The organism is Leptospira noumeaensis, from assembly GCF_004770765.1.
Taxonomy (GTDB): Bacteria; Spirochaetota; Leptospiria; order Leptospirales; family Leptospiraceae; genus Leptospira_A; species Leptospira_A noumeaensis.
In genome coordinates this window covers 77613-101339 of the sequence record NZ_RQFK01000023.1, presented here as the reverse complement: position 1 = coordinate 101339, position 23727 = coordinate 77613, and the positions used below count along the sequence as shown (strand labels likewise).

27 protein-coding genes are annotated in these 23727 nt (G+C 38.7%); 14 read left to right on the top strand and 13 right to left on the bottom strand.

The features are described from left to right. Positions 1 to 14: 14 nt before the first annotated feature. Genes ccoN through EHQ24_RS07215 form a run of 9 tightly spaced genes read left to right on the top strand, consistent with a single transcriptional unit; the run spans position 15 to position 7954 of the window. Entirely contained in the window at positions 15 to 1445 is a 1431-nt protein-coding gene (gene ccoN, locus EHQ24_RS07255; protein WP_135601009.1) for a cytochrome-c oxidase, cbb3-type subunit I, read from the top strand. Then, positions 1445 to 2140: a cytochrome-c oxidase, cbb3-type subunit II gene (gene ccoO, locus EHQ24_RS07250; protein WP_135601008.1), complete on the top strand. Its 696-nt coding sequence runs from the start codon at positions 1445 to 1447 to the stop codon at positions 2138 to 2140. The genes ccoN and ccoO overlap by 1 nt, the downstream gene beginning before the upstream one ends. A 4-nt stretch (positions 2141 to 2144) precedes the next feature. After that, the gene (locus EHQ24_RS07245; RefSeq protein ID WP_002991638.1) at positions 2145 to 2294 is read left to right on the top strand and encodes a hypothetical protein; all 150 of its coding nucleotides are present in this window, start codon (positions 2145 to 2147) and stop codon (positions 2292 to 2294) included. Between the two features lie 5 nt (positions 2295 to 2299). Beyond that, the gene (locus EHQ24_RS07240) at positions 2300 to 2830 is read left to right on the top strand and encodes a c-type cytochrome (protein WP_135601007.1); all 531 of its coding nucleotides are present in this window, start codon (positions 2300 to 2302) and stop codon (positions 2828 to 2830) included. Positions 2831 to 2832: 2 nt separating this feature from the next. Beyond that, positions 2833 to 4152 carry a cytochrome c oxidase accessory protein CcoG gene (gene ccoG / locus EHQ24_RS07235; RefSeq protein ID WP_135601006.1) on the top strand — a complete coding sequence of 440 codons (1320 nt, stop codon included), beginning with the start codon at positions 2833 to 2835 and terminating at the stop codon, positions 4150 to 4152. 2 nt (positions 4153 to 4154) lie between these two features. Then, positions 4155 to 4649: a FixH family protein gene (locus EHQ24_RS07230; protein WP_135601005.1), complete on the top strand. Its 495-nt coding sequence runs from the start codon at positions 4155 to 4157 to the stop codon at positions 4647 to 4649. After that, positions 4646 to 7108: a heavy metal translocating P-type ATPase gene (locus EHQ24_RS07225; protein ID WP_135601004.1), complete on the top strand. Its 2463-nt coding sequence runs from the start codon at positions 4646 to 4648 to the stop codon at positions 7106 to 7108. The genes EHQ24_RS07230 and EHQ24_RS07225 overlap by 4 nt, the downstream gene beginning before the upstream one ends. Next, complete coding sequence (locus tag EHQ24_RS07220; protein WP_135601003.1) at positions 7090 to 7290, top strand: cbb3-type cytochrome oxidase assembly protein; 201 nt, start codon at positions 7090 to 7092, stop codon at positions 7288 to 7290. The genes EHQ24_RS07225 and EHQ24_RS07220 overlap by 19 nt, the downstream gene beginning before the upstream one ends. Continuing rightward, complete coding sequence (locus EHQ24_RS07215; RefSeq protein WP_135601002.1) at positions 7268 to 7954, top strand: sulfite exporter TauE/SafE family protein; 687 nt, start codon at positions 7268 to 7270, stop codon at positions 7952 to 7954. The genes EHQ24_RS07220 and EHQ24_RS07215 overlap by 23 nt, the downstream gene beginning before the upstream one ends. 71 nt (positions 7955 to 8025) lie before the next feature. On the opposite strand, the gene EHQ24_RS07210 is transcribed toward EHQ24_RS07215, so the two are convergent. The 7 genes from EHQ24_RS07210 to EHQ24_RS07180 form a co-directional block, all read right to left on the bottom strand. After that, positions 8026 to 8313 (bottom strand): hypothetical protein, encoded by a 288-nt coding sequence (locus tag EHQ24_RS07210; protein WP_135601157.1) that lies wholly within the window; start codon positions 8311 to 8313, stop codon positions 8026 to 8028. Between the two features lie 145 nt (positions 8314 to 8458). Continuing rightward, positions 8459 to 8722: a hypothetical protein gene (locus tag EHQ24_RS07205; RefSeq protein WP_135601001.1), complete on the bottom strand. Its 264-nt coding sequence runs from the start codon at positions 8720 to 8722 to the stop codon at positions 8459 to 8461. Then, positions 8703 to 9227 carry an RNA polymerase sigma factor gene (locus tag EHQ24_RS07200; protein ID WP_135601000.1) on the bottom strand — a complete coding sequence of 175 codons (525 nt, stop codon included), beginning with the start codon at positions 9225 to 9227 and terminating at the stop codon, positions 8703 to 8705. Before EHQ24_RS07200 ends, EHQ24_RS07205 begins: the two co-directional genes overlap by 20 nt. A 3-nt stretch (positions 9228 to 9230) precedes the next feature. Further along, positions 9231 to 9683, bottom strand: coding sequence for a Spy/CpxP family protein refolding chaperone (locus EHQ24_RS07195; RefSeq protein WP_135600999.1), 453 nt, complete (start codon positions 9681 to 9683; stop codon positions 9231 to 9233). An 88-nt stretch (positions 9684 to 9771) separates the two neighbouring features. After that, complete coding sequence (locus EHQ24_RS07190) at positions 9772 to 10152, bottom strand: TIGR04452 family lipoprotein (protein WP_135600998.1); 381 nt, start codon at positions 10150 to 10152, stop codon at positions 9772 to 9774. 93 nt (positions 10153 to 10245) lie between these two features. Beyond that, positions 10246 to 10926, bottom strand: coding sequence for an SH3 domain-containing protein (locus EHQ24_RS07185; protein ID WP_135600997.1), 681 nt, complete (start codon positions 10924 to 10926; stop codon positions 10246 to 10248). Between the two features lie 37 nt (positions 10927 to 10963). Continuing rightward, the gene (locus EHQ24_RS07180; protein ID WP_208725729.1) at positions 10964 to 11320 is read right to left on the bottom strand and encodes a hypothetical protein; all 357 of its coding nucleotides are present in this window, start codon (positions 11318 to 11320) and stop codon (positions 10964 to 10966) included. A 65-nt stretch (positions 11321 to 11385) separates the two neighbouring features. Between EHQ24_RS07180 and EHQ24_RS07175 the strand changes: the two genes are divergently transcribed. From EHQ24_RS07175 to EHQ24_RS07165, 3 genes are all read left to right on the top strand, one after another. Next, positions 11386 to 12789, top strand: coding sequence for an aspartate ammonia-lyase (locus EHQ24_RS07175; RefSeq protein WP_135600995.1), 1404 nt, complete (start codon positions 11386 to 11388; stop codon positions 12787 to 12789). Between the two features lie 80 nt (positions 12790 to 12869). Beyond that, a complete protein-coding gene (locus EHQ24_RS07170) occupies positions 12870 to 13238 on the top strand; it encodes a response regulator (protein ID WP_244310328.1) in 369 nt (122 codons plus the stop codon). A gap of 51 nt (positions 13239 to 13289) precedes the next feature. Next, on the top strand, positions 13290 to 13925 hold the full coding sequence (locus tag EHQ24_RS07165) for a lytic transglycosylase domain-containing protein (RefSeq protein WP_135600993.1): 636 nt from the start codon (positions 13290 to 13292) through the stop codon (positions 13923 to 13925). A 6-nt stretch (positions 13926 to 13931) separates the two neighbouring features. Here the strand turns inward: EHQ24_RS07165 and EHQ24_RS07160 are convergent, their stop codons facing one another. After that, positions 13932 to 15263 (bottom strand): hypothetical protein, encoded by a 1332-nt coding sequence (locus EHQ24_RS07160; protein WP_135600992.1) that lies wholly within the window; start codon positions 15261 to 15263, stop codon positions 13932 to 13934. 101 nt (positions 15264 to 15364) lie between these two features. Between EHQ24_RS07160 and EHQ24_RS07155 the strand changes: the two genes are divergently transcribed. Then, on the top strand, positions 15365 to 17383 hold the full coding sequence (locus tag EHQ24_RS07155; protein ID WP_135600991.1) for a protein meaA: 2019 nt from the start codon (positions 15365 to 15367) through the stop codon (positions 17381 to 17383). A 102-nt stretch (positions 17384 to 17485) separates the two neighbouring features. Further along, entirely contained in the window at positions 17486 to 18475 is a 990-nt protein-coding gene (locus EHQ24_RS07150; protein ID WP_135600990.1) for a P-loop NTPase family protein, read from the top strand. Here EHQ24_RS07150 and EHQ24_RS07145 read toward each other — a convergent pair. From EHQ24_RS07145 to EHQ24_RS07125, 5 genes are read right to left on the bottom strand one after another with little or no spacing between them, the layout of a single operon-like run. Beyond that, on the bottom strand, positions 18468 to 18890 hold the full coding sequence (locus tag EHQ24_RS07145) for an acyl-CoA thioesterase (protein ID WP_135600989.1): 423 nt from the start codon (positions 18888 to 18890) through the stop codon (positions 18468 to 18470). The two genes, EHQ24_RS07150 and EHQ24_RS07145, sit on opposite strands and share 8 nt — an antisense overlap. After that, a complete protein-coding gene (locus EHQ24_RS07140; protein ID WP_135600988.1) occupies positions 18890 to 20530 on the bottom strand; it encodes a glycerol-3-phosphate dehydrogenase/oxidase in 1641 nt (546 codons plus the stop codon). The genes EHQ24_RS07145 and EHQ24_RS07140 overlap by 1 nt, the downstream gene beginning before the upstream one ends. Before the next feature lie 4 nt (positions 20531 to 20534). Then, entirely contained in the window at positions 20535 to 21461 is a 927-nt protein-coding gene (locus EHQ24_RS07135; protein WP_135600987.1) for a diacylglycerol/lipid kinase family protein, read from the bottom strand. Continuing rightward, positions 21461 to 22099, bottom strand: a complete 639-nt coding sequence (locus tag EHQ24_RS07130; RefSeq protein WP_135600986.1) for a TetR/AcrR family transcriptional regulator — start codon at positions 22097 to 22099, stop codon at positions 21461 to 21463. Before EHQ24_RS07130 ends, EHQ24_RS07135 begins: the two co-directional genes overlap by 1 nt. Next, positions 22099 to 23715: an FAD-binding oxidoreductase gene (locus EHQ24_RS07125; RefSeq protein WP_135600985.1), complete on the bottom strand. Its 1617-nt coding sequence runs from the start codon at positions 23713 to 23715 to the stop codon at positions 22099 to 22101. The genes EHQ24_RS07130 and EHQ24_RS07125 overlap by 1 nt, the downstream gene beginning before the upstream one ends. Positions 23716 to 23727 lie beyond the last annotated feature (12 nt).

Here is a 23727-nt window from a genome sequence, read left to right as displayed (position 1 = left end):
TAAGGAGAGAAACATTGGCTACGGAAAAAACTCAATATGATGATTTTATCGTAAAAGGGTTTATCATTTCAGCGTTAGTCTGGGGCGTCGCATCAATGACATTTGGTGTCATTATTGCCTTCCAACTTGTGTATCCACAGCTGAATTTTGAATTACCTTGGACGAGCTTCGGAAGGTTAAGACCTCTACATACCAATGCTGCCATATTTGGATTTGCATTGAGTGTTATCTTCGCCACAGCCTATCATACAGTACAACGATTGTGCCGAACTAGAATGTGGAACGACACTCTTTCCAAAATACATCTAGCACTGTATAACCTATCAATTGTCCTTGCAGCAATTACCTTACCACTTGGATACAGCCAATCAAAAGAATATGCCGAATTAGAATGGCCTATCGACTTATTGATTGTTGTATGGTATGTAATTTTCTTTGCAAACTACTTGATGACAGTAATCAAACGAAAAGAAGAACAAATGTATGTAGCCATTTGGTTTTACATTGCTTCTTTTGTTACGGTTCCACTTCTATTTATCGTAAACAACATCGTCATCCCAGCAGGATTCTTAAAATCCTACTCGGTTTATGCAGGTGTGTTTGATGCCAACATCCAATGGTGGTATGGACACAACGCAGTAGCCTTTGTTCTTACGACTCCGTTTTTGGGACTTATGTACTACTACCTCCCAAAACACATCAAACAACCCATTTACTCGCATAGACTTTCGATCATCCATTTCTGGTCGTTAATCTTTATTTATATTTGGGCCGGTCCTCACCATTTATTATACTCTCCAATTCCAGAATGGTTACAAACAACAGGGATGGTATTTTCCATCATGTTATGGATGCCTTCTTGGGGTGGAATGTTAAACGGATTCCTCACACTGACCCAAGCAAAGGATAAAATCAAAGTAGATGCTACCCTCAAAATGATGTTAGCTGCCGTTACCTTTTACGGTATGTCCACATTTGAAGGCCCTCTTCTTTCCATTCGTGCAGTTTCTGCTCTTGGACACAATACTGACTGGATCATTGGTCACGTTCACTCAGGAACTCTTGGATGGGTAGGATTTATGTCTGCGGCAGCACTCTACTACTTAGTGCCAAGACTTTGGAATTCAAATCTTTATAGTGAAAAACTTGCCAATGCACACTTCTGGCTTGGAACTCTCGGTATCCTACTCTACATCATCTCCATGTGGGTATCTGGTATTACTGAAGGATCTATGTGGCGAGCAGTTGGCGAAAACGGCGAACTCGTTTATAAAGACTGGGTCGAAATTGTTGAGTTCTTAAAACCATTCCGACTATTCCGCGCGATCGGTGGAACACTCTACCTAACAGGAATTATACTAATGGTATACAACTTTATCAAAACCATCCAAAACAAAGATAGTGGTTTTGTAGAACAAGACTTACGTATAGGAGTGAAATCATAATGTTAGGATTTAACAAATTCTTAGATTGGTTTTCCGAAATTGCGGATCATTGGGACACAAAAGGTGTTAAGTTTACACTTTATACAACCATTGCCGTTGTGATTGGAGGACTTTTTGAACTCATCCCACCGTTCTTTTTAACAAAAACGGTGACTCCCATTTCTACGGTAAAACCTTACTCTGCTTTGGAACTTGCAGGTCGTGACACTTACCAAAAAGAAGGATGTATCGGATGCCATACACAAATGGTTCGACCATTCAAATGGGAAGTCGATCGATTTGATCCAACTAAGGCATATGGACGAACAGGATATTCAAAAGGTGGAGAGTATGTTTATGACCATCCATTCCTTTGGGGTTCCAAAAGAACTGGTCCAGACTTAGCACATGAATCTCAAATGCTTCGTTCTGACGAATGGCATAAAAACCATTTGATCAATCCAAGAACTGTGGGTGGTGTACCCAACTCCATCATGCCAGCTTACCCATGGTTATTTGAAGAATCACATAAAGTTGATGTAGAACAAGTTGTATCCAACATGAAAGCCCTAAAAGCCATCGGAGTTCCTTACACAGAAGAAGACTTTGCCAATGCACCATCACTTCTCAAGGATAAAACCGAAGGAGACGCGCTGGTTGCTTACCTACAAAAACTGGGTAAAGATTCAGCAGAGTTACAAAAAGGGATGAAGTAAAATCATGAACGATGCAGACATTCTACTCGTTTATAAAAGTTTGAGATTGCCGATCCTCGTGATCGCAATTTCCTACATCACCTACTACGTTTATAAAAAACGTACGAAAGATGAAATGGAGAAACCCAAGTATAGAATGCTTGAGGAGGATTAATACGAATGAAAGAACCAAAAGAAGTAGACGGAATCTTCCAAGCCGATAATCCCATGCCCACTTGGTGGAAATTGGTTTGGCTCATCAGTATCATCGTTTCCATCGGTTACGTTGCATACTTTCACTGGTATTCTGAATGGCCACAAGAAGTAGCCTTTGAGAAAGAAGTTGCAGAACATGAAGCACAATTCCCTGCAAAACAAGCAGTGGTTGCAAATACAGAAGATGGATCAAATCCATACCGTGACGATGCAGTTGCGATCAAAGAAGGTGAAGGAACTTACAAACAAATTTGTTCCGCTTGCCATGGCCCAACGGCAGAAGGTGCTGTAGGACCAAGTCTTGTGGACAAAGATTGGATTCATGGCAACACGGATCAAGAAGTGTTTAACAACATCATGAAAGGTATTGGACCTGAAAGGCAAAAACTGAACCGAGGGGGAATGCCAGCTTGGGAAGGTTTAGGTGCTGAAAAAGTTTATGCTGTAATGGCATGGATTGCCACTAAAAATAGTAGTTTGGTAAAGGCTAAGTAAAGATGATCATATCAAGACCACAAACTGGTAAAGTTAGAACACGAAGAAACTTCGTTATGAGTTTTCTCGTTGGTTTATTCTTGGTTGCTCCATGGGTGGTGTTACCAGACGGTTCACCCCTCATTCGACTGGACATTCCGCAAAGAATGTTTCACCTGTTTGGTGGTCTTTTTATCCCTCAAGAAGGACTCATCTTATGGTTTTTTCTTCTTACCATGGGACTCTCACTTTTCTTTTTCACCTCTGTCATTGGCCGTGTTTGGTGCGGATGGGGGTGTCCTCAAACAATTTACACCGATCTTTTCGATAGAATTGGTCGGTTTGTTTTAGATTCAAAATACGGAAAAAAAGATGCCTCTATTTTAGGTAAGTATATTGTTTATTTTCTCTGGATTGTTGTTTCTTTTATCGCTTCTTTTCATTGGATCGCTTACTTTGTTAGCCCCTATGAAATGATGGCCGACTATATTAACTTAGCGGCTTTCAAGCAAACCCACTTTTATTTTACATTATTTTTTACAGCAGCAATGTTTATCGATATCGGATTCATCCGTGAACAGTTCTGTCGTTATGCTTGCCCTTATGCCAGATTCCAAACTCTCCTGATGGACGAACATTCTTGGAATGTAACTTATGATTTCAAACGTGGAGAACCTCGCCGGGATGGAAAAACCAAAATCGGAGACTGCATTGCATGTAATATGTGTGTGGTGGTCTGCCCTACTGGGATCGATATCCGCGATGGACTTCAAGTCGGTTGTGTGGCTTGCGGAAAATGTGTGGATGCCTGCACTTCCATCATGGCAAAAGAAAACAAAAAAACTTTGATTGGATATTTTTCGCTAAAACAAATTGAAACTGGCGCAAAAATCAAATGGATCAGACCAAGAACTGTCATTTATGCAATTTTACTTACTGTAGTCATCACAGGTGCCATCATCCAACTTGTCACGAGAACTCCTATGTCAATGATTGCGGCATCAAATAAATCCATGCCTCCCATTTTAATTCCAGATAATAAAATTAGAGCCTTTGTTGCTCTACGCATTCAAAACATTGCGCCGGTCGAAAAAGAATTCCAACTTTCGGCCTTTGATACAAGACATGGAAAAGAAATCCTAATTCGTTCCGGTGAAGAAAATAACAAGTTCAAATTGGGATCAGGTGAAATCAAAAGTATATCAGTGGTTTTGGAAACTCAATCTCTGACAGAGAAAGAGTTAAATGAAGGTTACCTACCCGGTTCCATTGTGTTAAACAATGCAGAGGATCCAGGCGAACGATTGGAGAAAAAACTCTCCTTAACATTACCAAGGAGGTAATGATGTTTAAAGAATTACACCCAAGTTTAAGAACGGCCATGTATGTGGTTCTATTTAGTTTTACAGCTCTTGTGGCTGCCACTTTTTACACCATTCGCCTAACATACAAAAATTTTGAGCCAGTAATGGATAAAAACTATTACGAAGTTGGCCTAAACTATGAAAAAGCTATCGAAAACCAAAGAGAACTTTTGAAACAAGGTTATTCCATTAAAACAAATTGGGACAACCAACCCCTTCTCCCAATTGGTGAATCAGAGATTTTAGTCAAATTAGAAAAAGATGGATCGGTAACAAATCTTAGTGCAAAATCGATGACCGTGTATTTGGAACGAAATGCAACAACCAAAAACACTGCGCATTATGATCTAAAACCAACAGCAAGTGGATTTGTTGGCAAGATTTCACTATTAGAAAAAGGAACTTGGAACTTACGACTCGTTTCAAACATTGGTGGGAAGTCTTTCGAAAGAGATGGAAAAATCTCAGTTCAATGAACGAAACAGTTTCTGATCTAACAAAAACAGAATGTGACCATTGTGGCAATCCGATCCGCTTGGTGAGGATTGAAGCAAAACTCGGAAACGACACAAAGGTTTTTTGTTGTGAAGGATGCGAAACAGTTTACTCCATCATCAACTCACTCGGTGGAAATTATTATTACAACTTAAAGGGCAACACTAAACTCGATCCAGTTCGTATCGAAGATTCAGATGCAGATATTGAAAACGAACTCGTATATGAAAAATTCGTTCGTAAATCAGGTGATTTTTCAGAAGTTTCAATCCAAATTACAAATATCCATTGTTCCGCTTGTGTTTGGATCAACGAAAAAGTTTTAAACGAAGAAGAAGGAATCCTCTCTGCGCAAATTAATTTTGCATCTGGTCGGGCACGAATTCGCTTTGACCAATCCAAAATCAAAATCTCAAAGATTCTATCTCTCATCCGTAGCATCGGTTATAAACCTTTACTTTTTTCTCCTACAGAAGGCACTTTAGAAAAAACCAAACAATTAAAGACCCTACTCCTTCGTATTGGTGTGGCTGGATTTTGTTTTGGGAATATTATGATTTTAAGTGTAGCCTTATATTCCGGATATTTTACTGGAATTGATTTGGACATCAAACGTCTATTTCATTATGCTTCATGGGTATTTGCAACGCCTGCCTATTTATATTCAGGATACCCGTTTATGTCTGGATTCTTAACAAGCATCAGGCGAAGAACGCTTTCCATGGACTTCCTATTATTTCTCGGAATTTCTATGGCCTACTTTTATTCAGTTTATGTAACACTCACTGACATCGGAGAAGTGTATTTTGATTCAGTGGCAATGATTTACTTCTTTATTTTGATTGGGAAATATTTCGAAGAAAAAGCCAGAGTGTTTGCTTCTGACAAATTAGAATCCATCCTTTGCAAACTTCCTGAAACCTCAGTTCGTGTCAATGATGCTGGTGAAGATACCATCCCAAGTTCCGAAATCAAAATTGGAGATACAATTCGAGTGGCACCAGGGAAACGTATCCCCGTGGATGCCATTCTTGTATCCGAACAAACTTATGTAGATGAGTCTTTTTTAACTGGTGAGTCTTTACCCATTCGAAAGAGAAAAGGAGACTCGATCCTTGCAGGTTCACTTGCTATGGACAATCCTGCTTTGATTGTAGCTGGTTCCGACTACCATGCCTCTACTCTTTCTTCTCTCAAACTGAGGTTAGAAGAAGCCTTACACCTCAAACCAAAATTACAAATCCTCACAGAGAGAATCGCATCTTACTTTATCTCTGTTGTTTTTGGACTGGCCTTCCTTTGTTTTTTTGTTTGGTATTATGTATCTGGTGGGAACTTAGAACAAAGTCTTGTCACTACTATTTCTGTTTTGATTGTTGCGTGCCCTTGTGCACTTGGAATTTCTGTTCCCACAGCCCTTGTCACCAATCATATTCTCAATGCAGACAAGGGAGTTCTCTTAAAAAATCCTTCTGTCGTTGAGGCACTCGCAAAAGCAAATACCATATTTTTAGACAAAACGGGCACACTCACGGAAGGAAAATTTTTAGTGCGACAAGTTTCCGTAGCAAATGAGCACCTACCACTTGTTTATCGAATTGAAAAAGAAGTGAACCATCCTTTAGCAAAATCACTCGTAAAATATTTAGAACCTTTGAATTCCGTAAAAGATAGAGCAAAACAAATTCAATTAACCAATTTGGAGAACATACCTGGTCGCGGTGTCAAAGCTGAATTAGAAATCGATACAAATAAACTTTCTGTTCTCATTGGAAACCAATCTTTGTTAGAATCAGAAAATATTCCTATGGGAAAATTTCCAGAAGGAGAAGGTTCTTTGATTTTACTTGCTGTAGGAGGAACTTACTTAGGAAGTTTTTTACTCGCAGATGAAATTAGAACTGGAGCCCAGTCTTTTGTTTCCCTACTCAAACATTTTGTTCCGAATATTTCTATCCTCTCTGGAGATAGATACAAATCCGTAAAATACATCGCTGAGTCCCTAGGGATCGAAAGGTATTCTTCTGACCTCTCTCCAGAAGACAAACGAAACCTGATCAGCGCTGCACAAAGTAAAGGGAATGTAGTCATCATGGTAGGTGACGGAATCAATGATAGTTTGTCTTTGGCACAGGCCAATGTCTCTATTTCTCATACAGAAGCGGAAGATCTCTCACTCGAAAAATCAGATGTAGTTTTGACATCTGGAAATTTGAACGGACTCGTACATTCTTTACTTTCTGCAAAAAAAACAAGAGAGGTGATTTTGCAAAATATCATTATCTCTTTTTGTTACAACTCTATCATGTTACCACTTGCCATGTTTGGACTGATGTTGCCAGTGATCTGCGCGGTGTTTATGGCATGTTCTAGCTTGACAGTACTTTTAAATTCTCTTTCTATTAGATATAGGATCCCCCAATGGAAGCCCTCTACTTAACCATCCCCATGGCAATGTGTATTGCCGCCTTTTTTCTCTATGTTTTTATCACTGCCTTTCGCAAAGGACAATTCGAAGACATAGAATCTCCCAAATATAGAATGTTCTTTGAAGAAGAGTATCCTACTGAAAGTAAACAATCCAAAACAAATTCATCTGATGAACCAACTAGCAAATCTTAGTTTTTTTAGTTCCATCTTTATTTATGGATTTATCAGTAGTTTCCATTGCCTGGTGATGTGTGGCCCTTTTGTTTCTCTCTTACAAACGGATAAAGGAAAAAACTTACCTATTTTTCTCTACCACTTAGGAAGAGTGATTTCCTATACCTTTCTAGGTATGGTACTTGGATTTCTTGGAAAAGGTGCCAATGCTTTGGGGGAATTAAGTGCCGTTAGAGGTGTGGCAGGAGTCCTCACCTTTTTGTTGCTTATTGTCTTTTTAATCCGCACTTATTCTATCAAATCAACATCCTCTTTTGGTTCTTTACCACAAGGAATTCGGAAGTTTTTGGAAACCATACGTTCTCGGTTTAGCAAAAATGGACTTGGGTTTGGAATTGGAATGGTGAGTGCCCTACTCCCTTGTGGAGTTCTGTATCCAGCATATGCGGCATCTTTTGCAACAGGTACACTGTTAAGTGGTGGTCTTGTGATGTTTTTCTTTTATTTAGGAACGGTTCCCGCGCTCACTGGACTTGGATGGGTTGTTTCCAAATGGAAACACCGTATCCCTACAAAATGGATCCCTGCTTTTGGAACGATTGTGATTTTAACTTCTCTTAGTTTTTTGCTCTACCGATTGTTTTTTCATACACATGGAGAGGCTTGCGACCATCTTTTGTAACTACAATGTTTTCTTTTTTTTAGATAAACTTTCCTTAGGTGGCCGTGAACTCATAAATCCACCCTTTACAGTTAAAAACCTCTCCCTCGAAAGTATTTTTCTTTAAAATGGCTTACTAGATCTTGGTTGATTTTAGTTTCGGCATTGTTTCCAATCACAGCAATGAGTTTTTTGGCTAAGTTCCGATCGTGACTCATCAACCATTTTCTATATTCTGTATTTAAATCAGATTCTCCCACTAAAATGAATTCGTTAGGTGACTGTAGAGTGTTTGTGATGTCTTCAAAGTCCCAGACATCCGACTCAATTGGTTTTTCCCAGGTTTTGGATCTCATTTGATCTGATTCAAATTTGATCATTTCAATTCTTTTTTTGTTTAGATAGAGAATGCAGGCATTCATACTTTTACTTCCAGTCTTTAGTATGACTACAAGAGAAGTAAAATCACTCGCTTTTTACATAAATCTACAACTCAGAACTCTTGACATTTATCATTGATAAATGTCAATCCATACTCAAACTGACAATTGATTCTGAACTTAGTTCGTCCACCAAGTAATGAACATTAGTTGTAAGTTCACTAGGTTCGATGATAAATTCATTTACGAAAAGTAGAGAAAAAACCAAAACGGAGGCGGCCAAACCGGCATAAACTCTTCGTTTTGTTTTTTCAGTCTGAATTCTTCTTTTGGTAGTTCGCACCAAACGTAATTCAAAATCAGAATCATTCAAAAGTTGTTCCCATTTTTTAGGATTCTTGGAATTCATTTTTTCCTCCTGGTATATGTTTGCGGATCCACTCTTTGGTTCGGAACAAACGTGACTTTACCGTACCTTCCCTAACAGAAAGTTCTTTTGCTATTTCTTCCATAGTGTTACCTGCCAAATACAAACGTAAAGTTTGGCGATAAACTTCAGGGATACGACAAAGCATGGACTCAATCCATTCTTCTTTTTCGAAAGACGCTTCGTCTCGCACGCCCGAAAGTTGAATCTTGTTTTTTACTAAATACCTTTTTGCTTTTTCTTCTTCTCGCAATCGTTTTTCATTCATACGAAGGGCTTCGTTACGAGCAATGGTATAAATCCAAGTGGAAATTTTGGATCTCCCATCAAACCCCCCCTTCTCTAAAGATTTAAAAGCCCGGAAGTATACTTCCTGAACCACATCTTCTGTTGCATCATCAAAACGGTCGATGAGTGTATCACCGACCGTTTTTAAAACCAAGTATTTGGTTTCTTTGACTACTGTTTCGAAGTCAAACTCAGGCATTGTTTACTCTTCCGGTGGTTGGTGGCGGCTTGCGAAACGTTCCACTAAGTCGGCAAACTTTTCCCTTTGTTCTGGTTTTAGTACCGCATGGAATTCAACGAGTTTGGATTGAAAAAACTTGCGCATTTCTAAGTGGCGTGCTTCTCTTTCGTTACTCATTTTATCCAGTTGTTTGGTATCAATTTTTTCTGCACGAATTTGGGTCGCCATCTCTTTCGCCCAGGATTCATGTTTTGGTTTTGATTCCTTGTGTTTAGCGATGAGTTCTGCTTTGATGGTTTCCAATTTTGCTTTTTGGGCATCATCTAAATCTAATTTAGATGTAAGTTTAGAAGCCACCCATTCGATTCTTTTTTCAAAGTCTTTGTGTCCTCGACAATTCCCGAATGCAAATGCCATCACCGATACTAGACCGACGGTTGTTGTAATTTTTAAAACTTGTTTGAGAGAGATCATAAAACCTTCCTTGTTTGTTTGGTGAATATGACCCAAAAGAGGGAAGGAGAGTTCCCTACCTCAGAAAAAAAGTAGGGAAGTAAAAAAATTAGAAACTTGGAAGTGGGTCTCCAGTGATGTAACCATCTGTTTTCAAATCTTGGCAAGAGATGATATTCGCGACTGTTGGGCCAAGAACCACACCTTTGAAACCTTGGATGTCAGAAACACACTGGTCTACATCGGATTTAACATAGTATTTATCAGATTCAATCTTTGCAATGTCTGCTGCCACTAAACTCAACAAAGTAATATCAGGTCGACCCACAAGAACGATAGCTCTCACTAAATCCGCTTGGATGGCGGCATCTGTAATTCGTGAAGCAGCTTCCGAACCTTTTTCACGATCGATTGTTGCACCGACTGGATTTAGAATTACGCAGTTTGTTAGCGAAATCGCTAAAGCAACAAAAAGTATTTTTTTTAACATAAATGTTTCCTTGGATGATGGTTTCACCAAATCTAAAGCATCCTGATTTGTGGTTCAAGAAAAAACTAAATCAAAATTCTTATTTAACTAGAATCAATCACCTACGATAAAGATAGTGAGATACCAATTGTTTTTCTTTTTTTCAAAAAAAGCCCTGTAGTCAAGAGGACTACGCAAAAACCGATCACATACATATCCATGTTTTCCTTGCGGTGTACAAATCTTTTTCCAATTACAATTACTTTCTTTTTCGAGCCTTCTTCCATCCAGATCATCTGCTTCCGATCTTACAATTTGGTAACTTAGTTGTGTGATGGACTTAGATTCTTTGGATGCATCTTCTCTTACATTTACATTTTTTCCGATCACAAGGTAATGTGTGAATGGATCATAATCACCAGGGAAGGTTTCAAAAAAATAGGGAGCAACCATCTGTCCTTCTTTGTTCTGACGAAATCCTAATTTAACAACTTCGTCCATTAATTCCCAAAAATTAGAAGTAGATGGTTTTTCTGTTAGTTGGAATGATTTTAAAAAATCCTTTTTACCTTCCCCACCACCGATGGAAAAATAAATATCTTTGTCGATCACCTCTTCTAAGGCTTTTCGGTCTTTAGTTTTCAGTATCTTTAAAAACTTGGTTTTGAATTCGCTAAAACTTTTGTCTTTCGCCGAATGGTCGATAGGTGCTAAGGTCTTTGGTGAAAAAGGTTCGCAAGGCAAAAGAACTGCTGGCAAAAAAAAGGAAACAAAAACAATCGTGTATTTCGGCATAAAACTTGCCAAAATCTTAATCGAAACCGATCAGGAATCAATTCTTTTTCGATACATTGACAGCAATCACGCACTGTTTTGTGATGCCTAAATTTTCTCGAATTTCATCTAAGGAAAGTTTTTTCCGTTTGAGTTCACAAACTTTTAAAAATAGGTCAGCATACTCTTTGTCCAATTTTTCGCCATCTTCGTCTTCTTCTGTCAAAACCAGTTTGGCAATATCAATACAAGACCTTTCTGATTCTGGTAATAACTGGAAGATGGTTTTTACGGTTTCTTCCTTTTGTTTGCAGGAAACCGCATTTGGTTGTTTTTCCTTTCCCAAAATTGGGGAAAGAAAAATGAGAGAAATAAAAACGAAAACTGAAAATCTAATTTTAGACATCGACAACATAAATCTTCTTCCCATTTGGATTTGGTCGAGTATCTTTCGTCCTATCCCGAGAGAAAATAAAACTTATGAACCAAACCACGCGCCGAGAACACGACCTTTTGGGGGAACGAGATCTCCCCGCGGATGTTTATTGGGGGATCCATACTCTCAGAGCCTTGGAAAACTATCCCATAACAGGAAAAACCATTGGAACCTATGCTGACCTCGTCCGTGCCCTCGCCTATATCAAAAGGGCTTCCGCCAAAGCCAATTTACAGTTAGGATTACTCTCTAAAGAAAAAACAAAGATGATCACGAATGCTTGCGACCGTATTCTTGCAGGTGAGTTTCATTCCGAGTTTGTGGTGGATGTGATCCAAGGTGGGGCCGGAACTTCCACCAATATGAATGCCAATGAAGTGATCACAAACATTGCTTTAGAAATGTCAGGTTTTACAAAGGGGGATTATGACCACCTGCATCCGTTAAATGATGTAAACATGTCCCAAAGTACAAATGATGTGTATCCAACTTCACTCAAAGTTGCCGCTGTTTTTGCCATTAAAGGATTACTCACAGCAATGGAAGACCTCCAACTTGCCTTTCGTAAAAAATCAGAAGAGTTTCATGATATTTTAAAAATTGGTAGAACCCAATTACAAGATGCTGTGCCAATGACTTTGGGACAGGAATTTTCGACTTACGACGTAATGTTAGGTGAAGACATCAGCCGATTAAAAGAAGCAACCTCATTAATTGGTGAAATCAATTTAGGAGCCACGGCCATAGGCACAGGGATCAATACAGACATCCGTTATTCACAAATTGTAACCAACATTTTAGCAAACGACACTGGCCTAAGTCTCGAAGCGGCTCCAAACCTTATCGAAGCCACACAAGACACAGGCGCCTTCGTCCAGTTATCTGGTGTTCTCAAACGAATTGCCACAAAACTATCAAAAGTATGTAATGATTTAAGACTTTTATCTAGTGGGCCACAAGGTGGGTTTAACGAAATCAATCTTCCTGCAAAAGCCGCCGGCTCTTCCATTATGCCTGGGAAAGTCAATCCCATCATTCCAGAAGTTGTGAACCAAATTGCTTATGAAGTGATTGGAAACGATATCACCATCACCATGGCATCAGAAGCGGGACAATTACAGCTCAATGCTTTTGAACCCATCATTGCACACAGTCTTTTCAAAAGTATCGAACACCTAACAGCCGGTTGTAAAACTCTTAGAATCAATTGTATTGAAGGAATTACTGCCAATCGGGAACTACTGGAATCACGGGTCAAAACATCCGCAGGTCTTGCCACCGCACTCAATCCTTACATTGGTTATGAAAATGCAACCCTTGTTGCAAAGAAGGCACTTTCGGAAAACCGATCCGTAGAATCCATTGTTTTGGAACTTGGATTGTTAGAAGAAAAAAAATTAAAGGAAATCCTAAGTCCCAATATTCTCACCTCCCCCCATACACTTTGAGGCATGATTATTTCTTGATTTCTTTTCTTTCCGAATGAAAATACGCTCGGATCAATTCGCAAATTATGAAACAATTAAGTATGGTATACCTAGTTGAAGATGACATGATCACAACTTTTCTCATCAAAACATTGATGGAAAAATTTTCATTTGCTGATGAAATTCATGGATTCCACAATGGAGAAGAGGCCTGGAATGCACTCCTAGCTGGTTCTGCCGATCCCGATATGGTCTTTTTGGACTTAAATATGCCTGTTATGGACGGTTGGGAATTTTTAAGAGCCATAAGCAAACACCCGAAATATGCCAATCTCCCTATCTACATCCTCACTTCTTCCATTGATCCAACAGACAAAGCCCGGTCAGAAGAGTTCCAAAATGTGAAAGGGTATTTGGTAAAACCGCTTTCCCTCAAGGATTTGCAGTCCATCAACCCGGCAATGGGCTAATGAGACATATTTTTTTCTTTAGTTTTCCCAAACTCAGTCGATCTTTATTTTGTGAGACTAACGGACATCCCTTCTGTATCTTCTGTTTTGAACCGGATGGAATCCCTATCCAAATTATCAGAAAATCCTAAATCACTGGTTTCCTTTCCGGATGTTTTAGAGAAGGAATGGAACCGCTCGAAATCACAAGAAATCCTTCCCACAACGATCTCGAATGCCAAAACAGAAGGAATTTCTCTCCCCTTCCCCGAAGGAGTGGGATCCAAAATCCCTGTTTCTTTTCCAACAGATTCAAAATCCAAACCCAATGACATTCTAGGAACCATTGAATCCATTGCCAAATCCCAAGGAATGGATCCTAACCTTGTGAAGGCGATGGTCAAAGCAGAATCCGGTTTCAAACCAAATGCAGTCTCTCCGAAAGGAGCTATGGGCCTTATGCAACTGATGCCGGAAACCGCAGAATCTTTAGGAGTGAATGATCCCTTCAATCCAGAAGAAAATATTGGTGGTGGGGTGAAATTTCTAAAGGGGCTTATGAAGGAATTCAAAGATCCGGAAAAAGCAATTGCTGCATACAATGCAGGCCCTGGGGCAGTGAAACGTTACAAAGGCATTCCTCCTTACGAAGAAACACAAAAGTACGTAAACAAGGTCAAACGTTACTATAAAGATTTTAGTTCTTAAAAATTCTTAATAGAAAGTTAAATAACCAAACTTTTTTTGTAATCCAGCAGTATAAAGATCAAACGGACGTTTGGTGGGAACTTCAGACCAAGCATCATCTACTTTTTTTACAATAAAATTCAAACTTTTTTCGTTTCTAATTTTTTCTGTAGTGGCCCTTTGGATGAGAACATCATCTTCGCTAATTGGCACAATGGCAAATGCTCTTTGGCTTCGTCGAAAGAGTCCTGATTTTTGAACCAATTGGATGTCCTGGTTCCAAATTCCATCTACATACAAAAAGGATTTATCAGTTACCGTTTCCTCACGCATATATTTTGTTTTAGTTCCTGTTTGGAAATAAAAGGCAAAAGAAAATTCTTTTGGTAAATAAATGGGATCCGATTTTAAAATGAGGGCCTGACCGAAGGCTTTGGTTAGATTTTTGGATTGGAGTTCCCAAGGTTCCTTTTCCGATGCATTTAAATTTTTGAATATAAAATAAATGGAAACTGCGATGGATAGAACCACCACTACCGATGCGGTGATCGTGTTGAGTTCTTTTTCTGTTTTTAATAATATATGCCCTATCCCAAGAACCACAAGTGGCAAAAGGATGAGAAGAGCAGAATTGTACCAAGTTTTGAATAAAAACCCAATGGAGTTTGGTCCAAAAAAATCTGAATAGGAAAAGTAAATGAGAGAAAGGATAAAAAATCCAAGGTAACCTATTAAAAACAAAAACGGTATATTTTTCTTTTTGTAAAATACAGAAGTCTTTTGAGCAGCTTTCCTAGATCCACGGATTCCCGTAAAAATCACAAAGAAAGTAAATCCTAAATAGAACATAATGAAACTAGAAAAGAAGGCAAGAGCTGTAAAGGTTGGAAAAACAAGTAGGTCTGTCATCTTTTCCAATCGGAATGTCAAAAAAACTAAAAGTAAAAATACAAGGCAGAGTGTTTCCGTAAAATAGGAAGTAGGAAATCCGTAGGAAAATGGTAAAAAGGCAGCTAAGTAAACCAAAAGGTAATGGTTTCTCTTCCACTCTTCTGACCGAAGGAGTAACATAAACAAGTGGAGGAAGAGACTGTAAAAAAGTCCGGCTAACACAAGAAAGGATGGAATGTAATTCATCCCAAAGAGTTTTTTCCATGCCACGACAAACCAAATGGCAAGAGGTTCCCGAGTGGAAACAAGTCCCCCCTCTTCTGTGGCCGACTTAATATTGGCCAAAAACTCCCATTCTGTTTCTGTTGTAGGGAAAGGTCTAAAATAAGAGAACAGCGCAAAGCCCAAACTTAAGAGTAAGATGCTAAAAAAGAAAGGAAGTGGTGAAAAAGGTTTTGGGTCTCGCATCTTGGAAAAGGCTCAAATTGCCTAGTCCTGTATAAATTTTTAGGTGAAAATATTCCAGAAGATTTTCAATTATACATAGAATTTATAAAACGAGGCAAATAATGTCCGCCGAAAAAAAAGAATACCTTCTCGTGGACGAGAATGGACAGGGAAAACCTGACAAACCGTGGATTTTTAGGACCTATGCTGGGCATACCAATGCAAAAGCCTCCAATGAGTTGTACAGAAAGAACCTTTCTAAAGGCCAAACAGGGCTTTCCATTGCATTTGATCTCCCAACTCAGTGTGGTTATAGTTCCGACCACGAGGTATCACGCCCAGAAATAGGAAAGGTGGGAGTTCCCATCAATTCACTCGAAGACTTTCGCATTTTATTCGACCAAATCCCGATCGAAGAGATGAACACTTCCATGACCATCAATGGGACATCCATGTGGTTACTTTCGCTATATGTAGCCCTTGCGGAAGAACGTGGAGTTCCTTTAGAAAAACTAAATGGAACCACTCAAAACGATCTTATCAAAGAATATCTAGCACGAGGGACTTACATTTATCCTCCGAAAGAATCCATGAAAATCATTGTGGATATGTATGAGTATTCCTTACATAACATTCCAAAGTGGAATCCATCTAACATTTGTTCTTACCATTTACAAGAAGCTGGTGCCACACCGGTTCAAGAACTATCCTTTGCTCTTGCCACAGCTATTGCTGTGTTAGATGCCATCAAAGAAAGAAATTGTTTTTCTGATGATGAATTTGAGCAGTGTGTGGGTCGAATTTCCTTCTTTGTAAACGCAGGGATTCGTTTTGTGGAAGAGATGTGCAAAATGCGCGCCTTCACAGAAATGTGGGAAGAAATCACGACAGAACGTTACAAAGTAAAAACTGCCAAATACCGAGTGTTCCGTTATGGAGTACAAGTCAACTCTCTTGGACTTACGGAAGAACAGCCGGAGAACAACGCATGGAGGATTCTTATCGAGTCTCTGGGTGTGACACTTTCTAGAAATGCAAGATGTCGTGCCCTCCAACTTCCTGCTTGGAACGAAGCATTATCATTACCAAGACCTTGGGACCAACAATGGTCACTCCGTTTGCAACAAGTCCTTGCTTATGAAACAGACCTTTTGGAATACCCAGACATCTTCGAAGGATCCAAAGTCATTGAATCTAAAGTGAAAGCTCTCAAAGAAGAAGCCAAACTTGAAATTCAAAAAATCATCGATATGGGCGGAGCTCTCGTTGCCATTGAAAATGGTTATATGAAATCTCAGCTTGTGAAATCACAAACAGAGAGGCTTTCTAAAATCAATTCCAATGAACTTGTGATTGTTGGTAAAAACAAATGGACTGATGGAATCAAATCTCCACTGATGACCGACTCCGATGGTGGTATTTTCAAAGTTGATCCAAAATCCGCAGAACAAACATTAAACGTTCTTGGAGAAGCAAAATCTCGTCGTAATGCCGATCTTGCTAAAAAATCTTTAGAAGAATTAAAACAAGCAGCTAAAGACGGAAAAAATCTAATGCCTTACTCGATTGCTTGTGCCAAAGCACTCGTCACCACAGGGGAATGGGCAGACGCACTTCGCGAAGTGTATGGGGAATACAACCCACCTACAGGTGTCGATGGCCAAAAACTCTTTTTGTCGGACGATAAAGTTTCTACCGTTCGTGGGAAAGTAGAAGCCTTTACTAAGGCAAATGGACATAGACCAAAAATCGTTGTGGGAAAACCAGGACTTGATGGTCATTCCAATGGTGCAGAGATGATTGCAGTTTCTGCAAAACACAGTGGTTTTGATGTGATTTATTCAGGGATTCGACTTTCTCCTGAAGAAATCGTACAGTCTGCTGTGGAAGAAAATGCCAATGTAATTGGGCTTTCTATTCTTTCCGGTTCGCATAAAGAAATCGTAAAACAGTTGTTTGATGAACTAACACATTACAAAGCAAAAATCCCTGTTGTGATTGGTGGAATCATTCCTGAATCCGATTTTGAGGAACTGAAAAAAATGGGAATTCGAGAAATCTTCACTCCAAAAGACTATGATCTTATGTCGATTATGGAAAAAATCATCGACATCGTTTCTGAAGAACCCGCTCTCGTTTAAGAACCAAAAGCCGGTTTTAAAATTATCTTCCATTGTGGATTTTTAAAAATCTGCAATGGAAGATCCACTACCCTAATTTATCTTTTTTAATGGCAACCACTCTTGATTGATACCAAAGAATCTTTATCCCAACTGGTTTCGGAGGCACTTCTTGGTGAAAAGTATCCGATTGCTAAAATCATTTCAAAAATTGAAACAGAAAACAATTTAGAATTTCGAGAGTTTTTATTCCAAGAACTAATCCGTCAAAATCCAAATTCAAAAGAAGGACTCACCATCGGTATCACAGGAACACCAGGTGCCGGCAAATCCTCGTTACTCGGTGAGTTATGCAAACTTTTCCTAGATTTTGCTCCCGATAAAAAAATGGCCATTGTTGCCATAGATCCTTCTTCCAATCTCAGTGGAGGATCCATCCTAGGTGATCGAACAAGAGTCACTCTTCCGAGAAGAGATACTCGTATTTATTTTAGATCCCAACCATCCCAATTAGAACTGGGTGGACTCAATCCTTATACGTATCATGTCATTCGTTTCTTGAGACGAATTTTTGATTATGTATTTGTAGAAACTGTTGGAATTGGCCAAAACGAAATCTCAGTATCTCTAATATCCGATTTATCCTTTCTTGTGATGCAACCACTCGGTGGAGACCAAGTACAATTTATGAAGTCAGGGATTATGGAAGTTCCCGAAGCCTTTATCATCAACAAATGTGATGAAGAATCTTTGGCTAATTCCAGTTATTATATGTTAGAATCCACTTTGGAATTCATCAAAGATATCCTTCCTGACCAGTCTCTTCCACCTATTTTCAAAACATCAGTCACCAAACGAAAAGGAATCGAAGAACTATTAAACTACATTTTAAATTATCAAAAACGAAAGGATAAAAATACAGAAACTCTCACCCAACTCACACAATGGATTCGCAATGAATATGGAAGATGGGGAATCTCCATTTGGGAAGAATTGGAATCATCGAAATGGAACCAAGCAGTGAAACGAAACCCACTGGGTGGGATTCATAAATTAAAGTATGAAGAAGAGGAACGTAAAATCGTTTCCATAATCCAAACAAAAATCAAATAAGGACTTTCAAAAAAACATCGGGGATGGCGCAGGGTTTTCTTTCCGCGTAATCAAAGAAAACGATCGCAGTTTTAGCACGAGCAATTTCTTTTCCCCCATTTTTATGGGTAATCACATACACCATTTCCAATGATTTTTGGGACACATTGTCCACATAAAGCTGCATGACTAGGTCATCAGGGAAAAATGCTTCCGATTTATAAACAATAGCAACATCAGAAACCACTATCCCCTTCCCTTCTACATTGATTTCTGTCCATCCATGAGAATGAAAAAACCGAGCCCGACATTCATGAGTTAAGGTTAATATGGCATCATGCGCTAAATGCCCAGCAAAATTAATATCTGAGATTCGAACACTTAAGTCGGTAGAATAAATTTGTTTTTCTGGAATATCGATAGAGATCCTAGCCACTAGTCAACATACCATTTGTATCTTTCATCAACTAACTTTGTTTCTTCTTTCAACCTGTCTGCATTCCAACCAAGAATTTTTGCAATTTTTTTGTCTAATTTGGATCGTTCTGATGGATCGAGAGTTCCGACAGTACCTACCCCAGACCTTCTAAAATAAAAATCCGTTAAATGAAGAATGTCTTCATGGGTAACCATGTATTCGACTTCTTCTTCATAATAGATCTCTCCATTGGGAATTCGATACGAATCCTTACCTTCCAAATTAAGAATTTTCCAAGTCGTGCTTCCGTAACGACGTGCTAATGTTTCTAACTTTGCACCCAATATTTTAGGATACTTAAATTGTAATTCATTTACAAGTTCCTTTAAACTTTGGTATCTTCCGCCAAGAAGTGGCGTAAATTTAGTAACACAAAGGGATTCACTTCCTTTAGAATAAAGATCAATTGAATTGACTAAATTTTCTGCAACAGCACGACTAGTTGTATACTTTCCACCTAACGCCGAGAAAAAACCAGGAAATCCTTCTTTTTCATAATGAAAAATTTCAGATTTTCTAGAAGCAGAATATGTTCCCTCTGTGCTCCCTGGATCTTCCACTAAAGGACGTAATCCACCATAATAATAATCCACATCTTTTAAAGTGAGTTTAGCAAACCCAAAACTAAAGTTTACTTCATCGAGTAAATCCACTAGTTCCGATTGTTTGACTTTAAAAGCATTTGGATCATCTTCATAAGCCGTATCTGTTGTTCCAACTATGGTTTTCCCACGCCAAGGGATCACAAACAGGTGTGATCCGTCTCTTTTGGATAACACAGCACATTCATTCCCACAAATATTGCGAACTACCGCATGGATTCCTTTAGAACGTACGAGTTTTTTTTCCGCTGTAACTCCAGTCATGGATTCAATCACATCGGCCCAAGGTCCCGCCGAGTTCACAACAACCTTAGTAGAAACCAATACCTTTTTCCCTGTAATGGAATCGGTAAGCCCAACCGTATAACCACCGCTATTTTGTTTTTTTAACGTGGTAACTGCGAGGTAGTTGAATGCATGTGCACCCTTCTCTTTAGCAGACAATATAAATTCAGTAGTATGTTTTTCTGGGTTTGGATTGGCATAGTCGTAGTATTGGAAACTCCCTTTCAGAGATTTCCGATCCAATCCCAAAACTTTATAAATGGTTTCTCCTAAAGAATTCCATCGGTATCTAGGCAATCGAACATCTGCATCAATTTCTTCATTCCGATCAAATGAAAGTGCGTTGTATAGTTCCATCCCTAAAAACAATTGAACACGTTGGAACCAGGAACGAATTGGGATGATAAATCCCATAGGCCTCACTGCATGGGGAGAAATTTTTGCAAGGTATCTTCTTTCAGAAAGTGATTCTCGAACTAACCCAAACTCAAGATTCTTTAAATACCTAAGTCCACCATGAATGAGTTTAGAGGTCGCTTGGCTTGTTCCAGAAGCATAATCATTTTTTTCTACGAGTAAACAATTGTATCCGCGAAGAGTAGCATCCCAAAGCACATTGGCACCGGTGATCCCTCCGCCAATGATGATGATATCATATTCTTCCTTTAGATTTTTAAGCCGAGAACTTTCATGTTTTGTAATTTGTTTCATTGTATTAACATTTGATTGGTAGGGCTTTCGGTAAAACTTTGAAGTGAGCTGGTAGTTGGCCCATGTTTTCACCATCTACATCAATAAAAACATCTTCTTCTGATTCAGCGGTTAACTCAGTGATTTGTTTAGAGATTACTTTTGAATCATCTGACAATTTCCCCCGATACAAATAACCAAACTTACGAAGGGTTTCCATAACAGTTACGTCTTGAATTGCAAGAAAATCCATTTTACCATCGTCTAACTTTGCTTTGGGTGCAAACCACATCCCACCACCAGCATATTCTCCATTGGCACAAACAATGAGCCTACACTTGTTAGTAATTTTTTCAAATTTAGAAAGTGTAAGAGATATCTTTTTGTTCGTGTAAGTAAATAAACAGAGAAAAGAATATAATAAAAACACTCCCTTTCCACCGATGATGGATGCAAGTTTTGACCTATTCACTTTGTAAACCACTTCACCACCCATTCCAACATCCGCCAAATTCAAACATAGATAATTACCCTTTGTTTTGTCCGACTTGGTGTAAGTAACGGCGATTAAATCGATGACCCTTTCTTTACCTTCCAAAATTTGTTCCAGTGCTTTGATTGGATTTTTAGGAACTTTTACAGTTTTAATAAAATCATTTCCTCGACCCGCAGGGATGGGACTAAAGATAATATTTTTATTGATTAACTTTCCATTTTCAAAAAGTCCATTGATGATATTAGAAAATGTTCCATCACCACCAATCCCAACTATCCAATGGAACCCTTGTTTTACGGATTCTCTTGCAATGTCCCGAGCTGCTTTCTCTTTCGTTGTGGCTTCAAATTCATAAGGGATTCCTTTTTTCTGTAACTCGGGTTCCACTCGTTTCCAAACTTTTGCAGAGAGTCCTCCGCCAGATACAGGATTTAAAATTACTTTTATCTTTCTCATCAAGTCTCTCCTTTGTTACCGGAAAACAGCCCATAAAATAATACATGTTCAATTGTTTCTAAATAGGCCTTTTCACTTTTGATTTCATTTTGGAAATGTCCCTCCAAAATAACTTCAACGGCACCACGAATCATACCCCAAGCGACAGCTACATTTGGGTAAGTTCCTCTAGAATTGATTAAGTTTTCTTGTTTTGCTTGTTTATAGATTTTTTCTAATAGTGTTAGGCGATTGGTTCGTTCTTCCGTCAATTGTTCACGCAAATCTTCAGAAACATTATTAATATTTAAGTTCGTTCCGCACTGTCTGGCAACCACATACATGTGACGATCACCCAAACAATGATCGATATAAGCTCTGATTGCCTTTCTAGACATTTCGATCGCCGATGGTTCATCAAAGGCTTTTTCCAATCGAGTGCGAAGACGTACATAATCTTCATACTGAATCCTTGCCATTAAATCATCTTTACTTTTGAAATGGAGATAGATCGTACCCCGCCCTATCTCCAATTGTTTTGCAATATCATCCATCTTAACAAGTGATGGATGTTTGGTTCTAAATAGTTCAATTGCACAATTAAGAATATCAGATTCTCTTTGTGCAAACTCACGTTTTTTCCTTTCAGAAACGCCCATTATTTAAGTCCTAAGAGTCCACCTGGATTCATAATTCCTTTCGGATCAAAAGTTTTTTTGATTGAGGATAAAACACGAAGGCCTTCTTTCCCCACTTCACTTTCCATCCATGGAGATAACATACGCCCAATCCCATGGTGGTGTGATAGTGATCCGCCATGTTTGTGAATACTGTCGATAATCCCTTTGTGAAATTTTACAAAGTCGGTAATTTCATTTTTCCCATTGATTGGACTTAAGAATATAAAGTACAAATTGGCACCATTCTCATAAGCATGGGATATATGAACCATACATGATGTATTTTCGTGACTTTTAATGTACGCTCTAGTTTTTTCCCACAATCCATGTAAATTTGACCAACTAACGGCTGTCTCAAGGGTATCAATCCTGATTCCTTCATCCATAAGATAATCTCTTAGGTAAGCGCTGGAATACCTTTGGTGTAACCACTTGTTGACTGGTGACTCTCCTGTCGAAAACCCACCATTCCGTTTTGCAATTTTTTTAATCTTTCTTAAAACTTCTTTAGCATAAGCCGGATCACCATCTATGATGATATGCATCAGTGATCTTTCCATTGGTTTGTAACCAATGAATCTAAGAAAATAATCTTCTTTACCACCATGAAGCCCACTCATATGGAAGGAAATGTCTGTTTCTTCCGGATCTTGAATACGAAAGAAATGTGGTTTCCCAAACCCGGCTTGCATCACATCTCGCATTGTCTCCACAGCTTTTTCAAAGTTTTTAAATATAAAAGATCCTTTGGCCGAATTTTCAGGATGGAATTTACGAATTTTTAAAGTAGCTTTTGTAATGACTCCAAAACTTCCTTCTGTTCCTAAAAACAAACGGAATAAGTCAGGACCAATAGATGCAGCTGGATAGGCTTTCGATTCAAACTTCCCCGAAGGTGTAATTGCTGTTAAACTAAGAAGAATATCTTCAATTTTCCCATAACCAGTGGAGGCCTGGCCCGCACCTTTGGCAGCAATCCAACCGCCTACAGTAGAAAATTCAAAAGATTGAGGGAAGTGACCACAAGTATAACCACGTTCGTTCAAATGTTTTTCTAAAACTGGGCCATACACCCCTGCTTCCACAGTTACGGTAGAATCAATGGCATTGAATTCGATGATACGATTTAATCTAGATAAATCTAAAGAGATTCCTCCTTTCGGAGCTTGTAAGGCTTTTGTAACTGTAGATCCTGCACCATAGGGAATTACAGGGATTTTACCTGCATTCGCTAAAGCGATAATTTCGATTACTTCTTGTTCATTTTTAGGTGATACAACAACATCCACAACATCTGTGACTTCACCGAATCTTGCTTTATAAATTTCTGTATAAAATTTCCCAATCGAATGTCTGGCACGAGAAACATCATCTAATGAAACATAGTCTTTTCCAACAATTTGTTTTAACTTAGTCAGAGTGGTTGTAGTAATTTTAGATTTTTTTAACGGGGAAAGAGGAAGTTCTCCTTTTGGGAATGAAGCCTTAAACTCTTTATCTACGGGAAATTGCCCTTCCAAAAATTTTAATGTATGTTCCGGTAGTTTTTCTTCTACATCGGGAGATCCCCATTTATAAATATTCCGAGTTTGCATATTGATATCCAA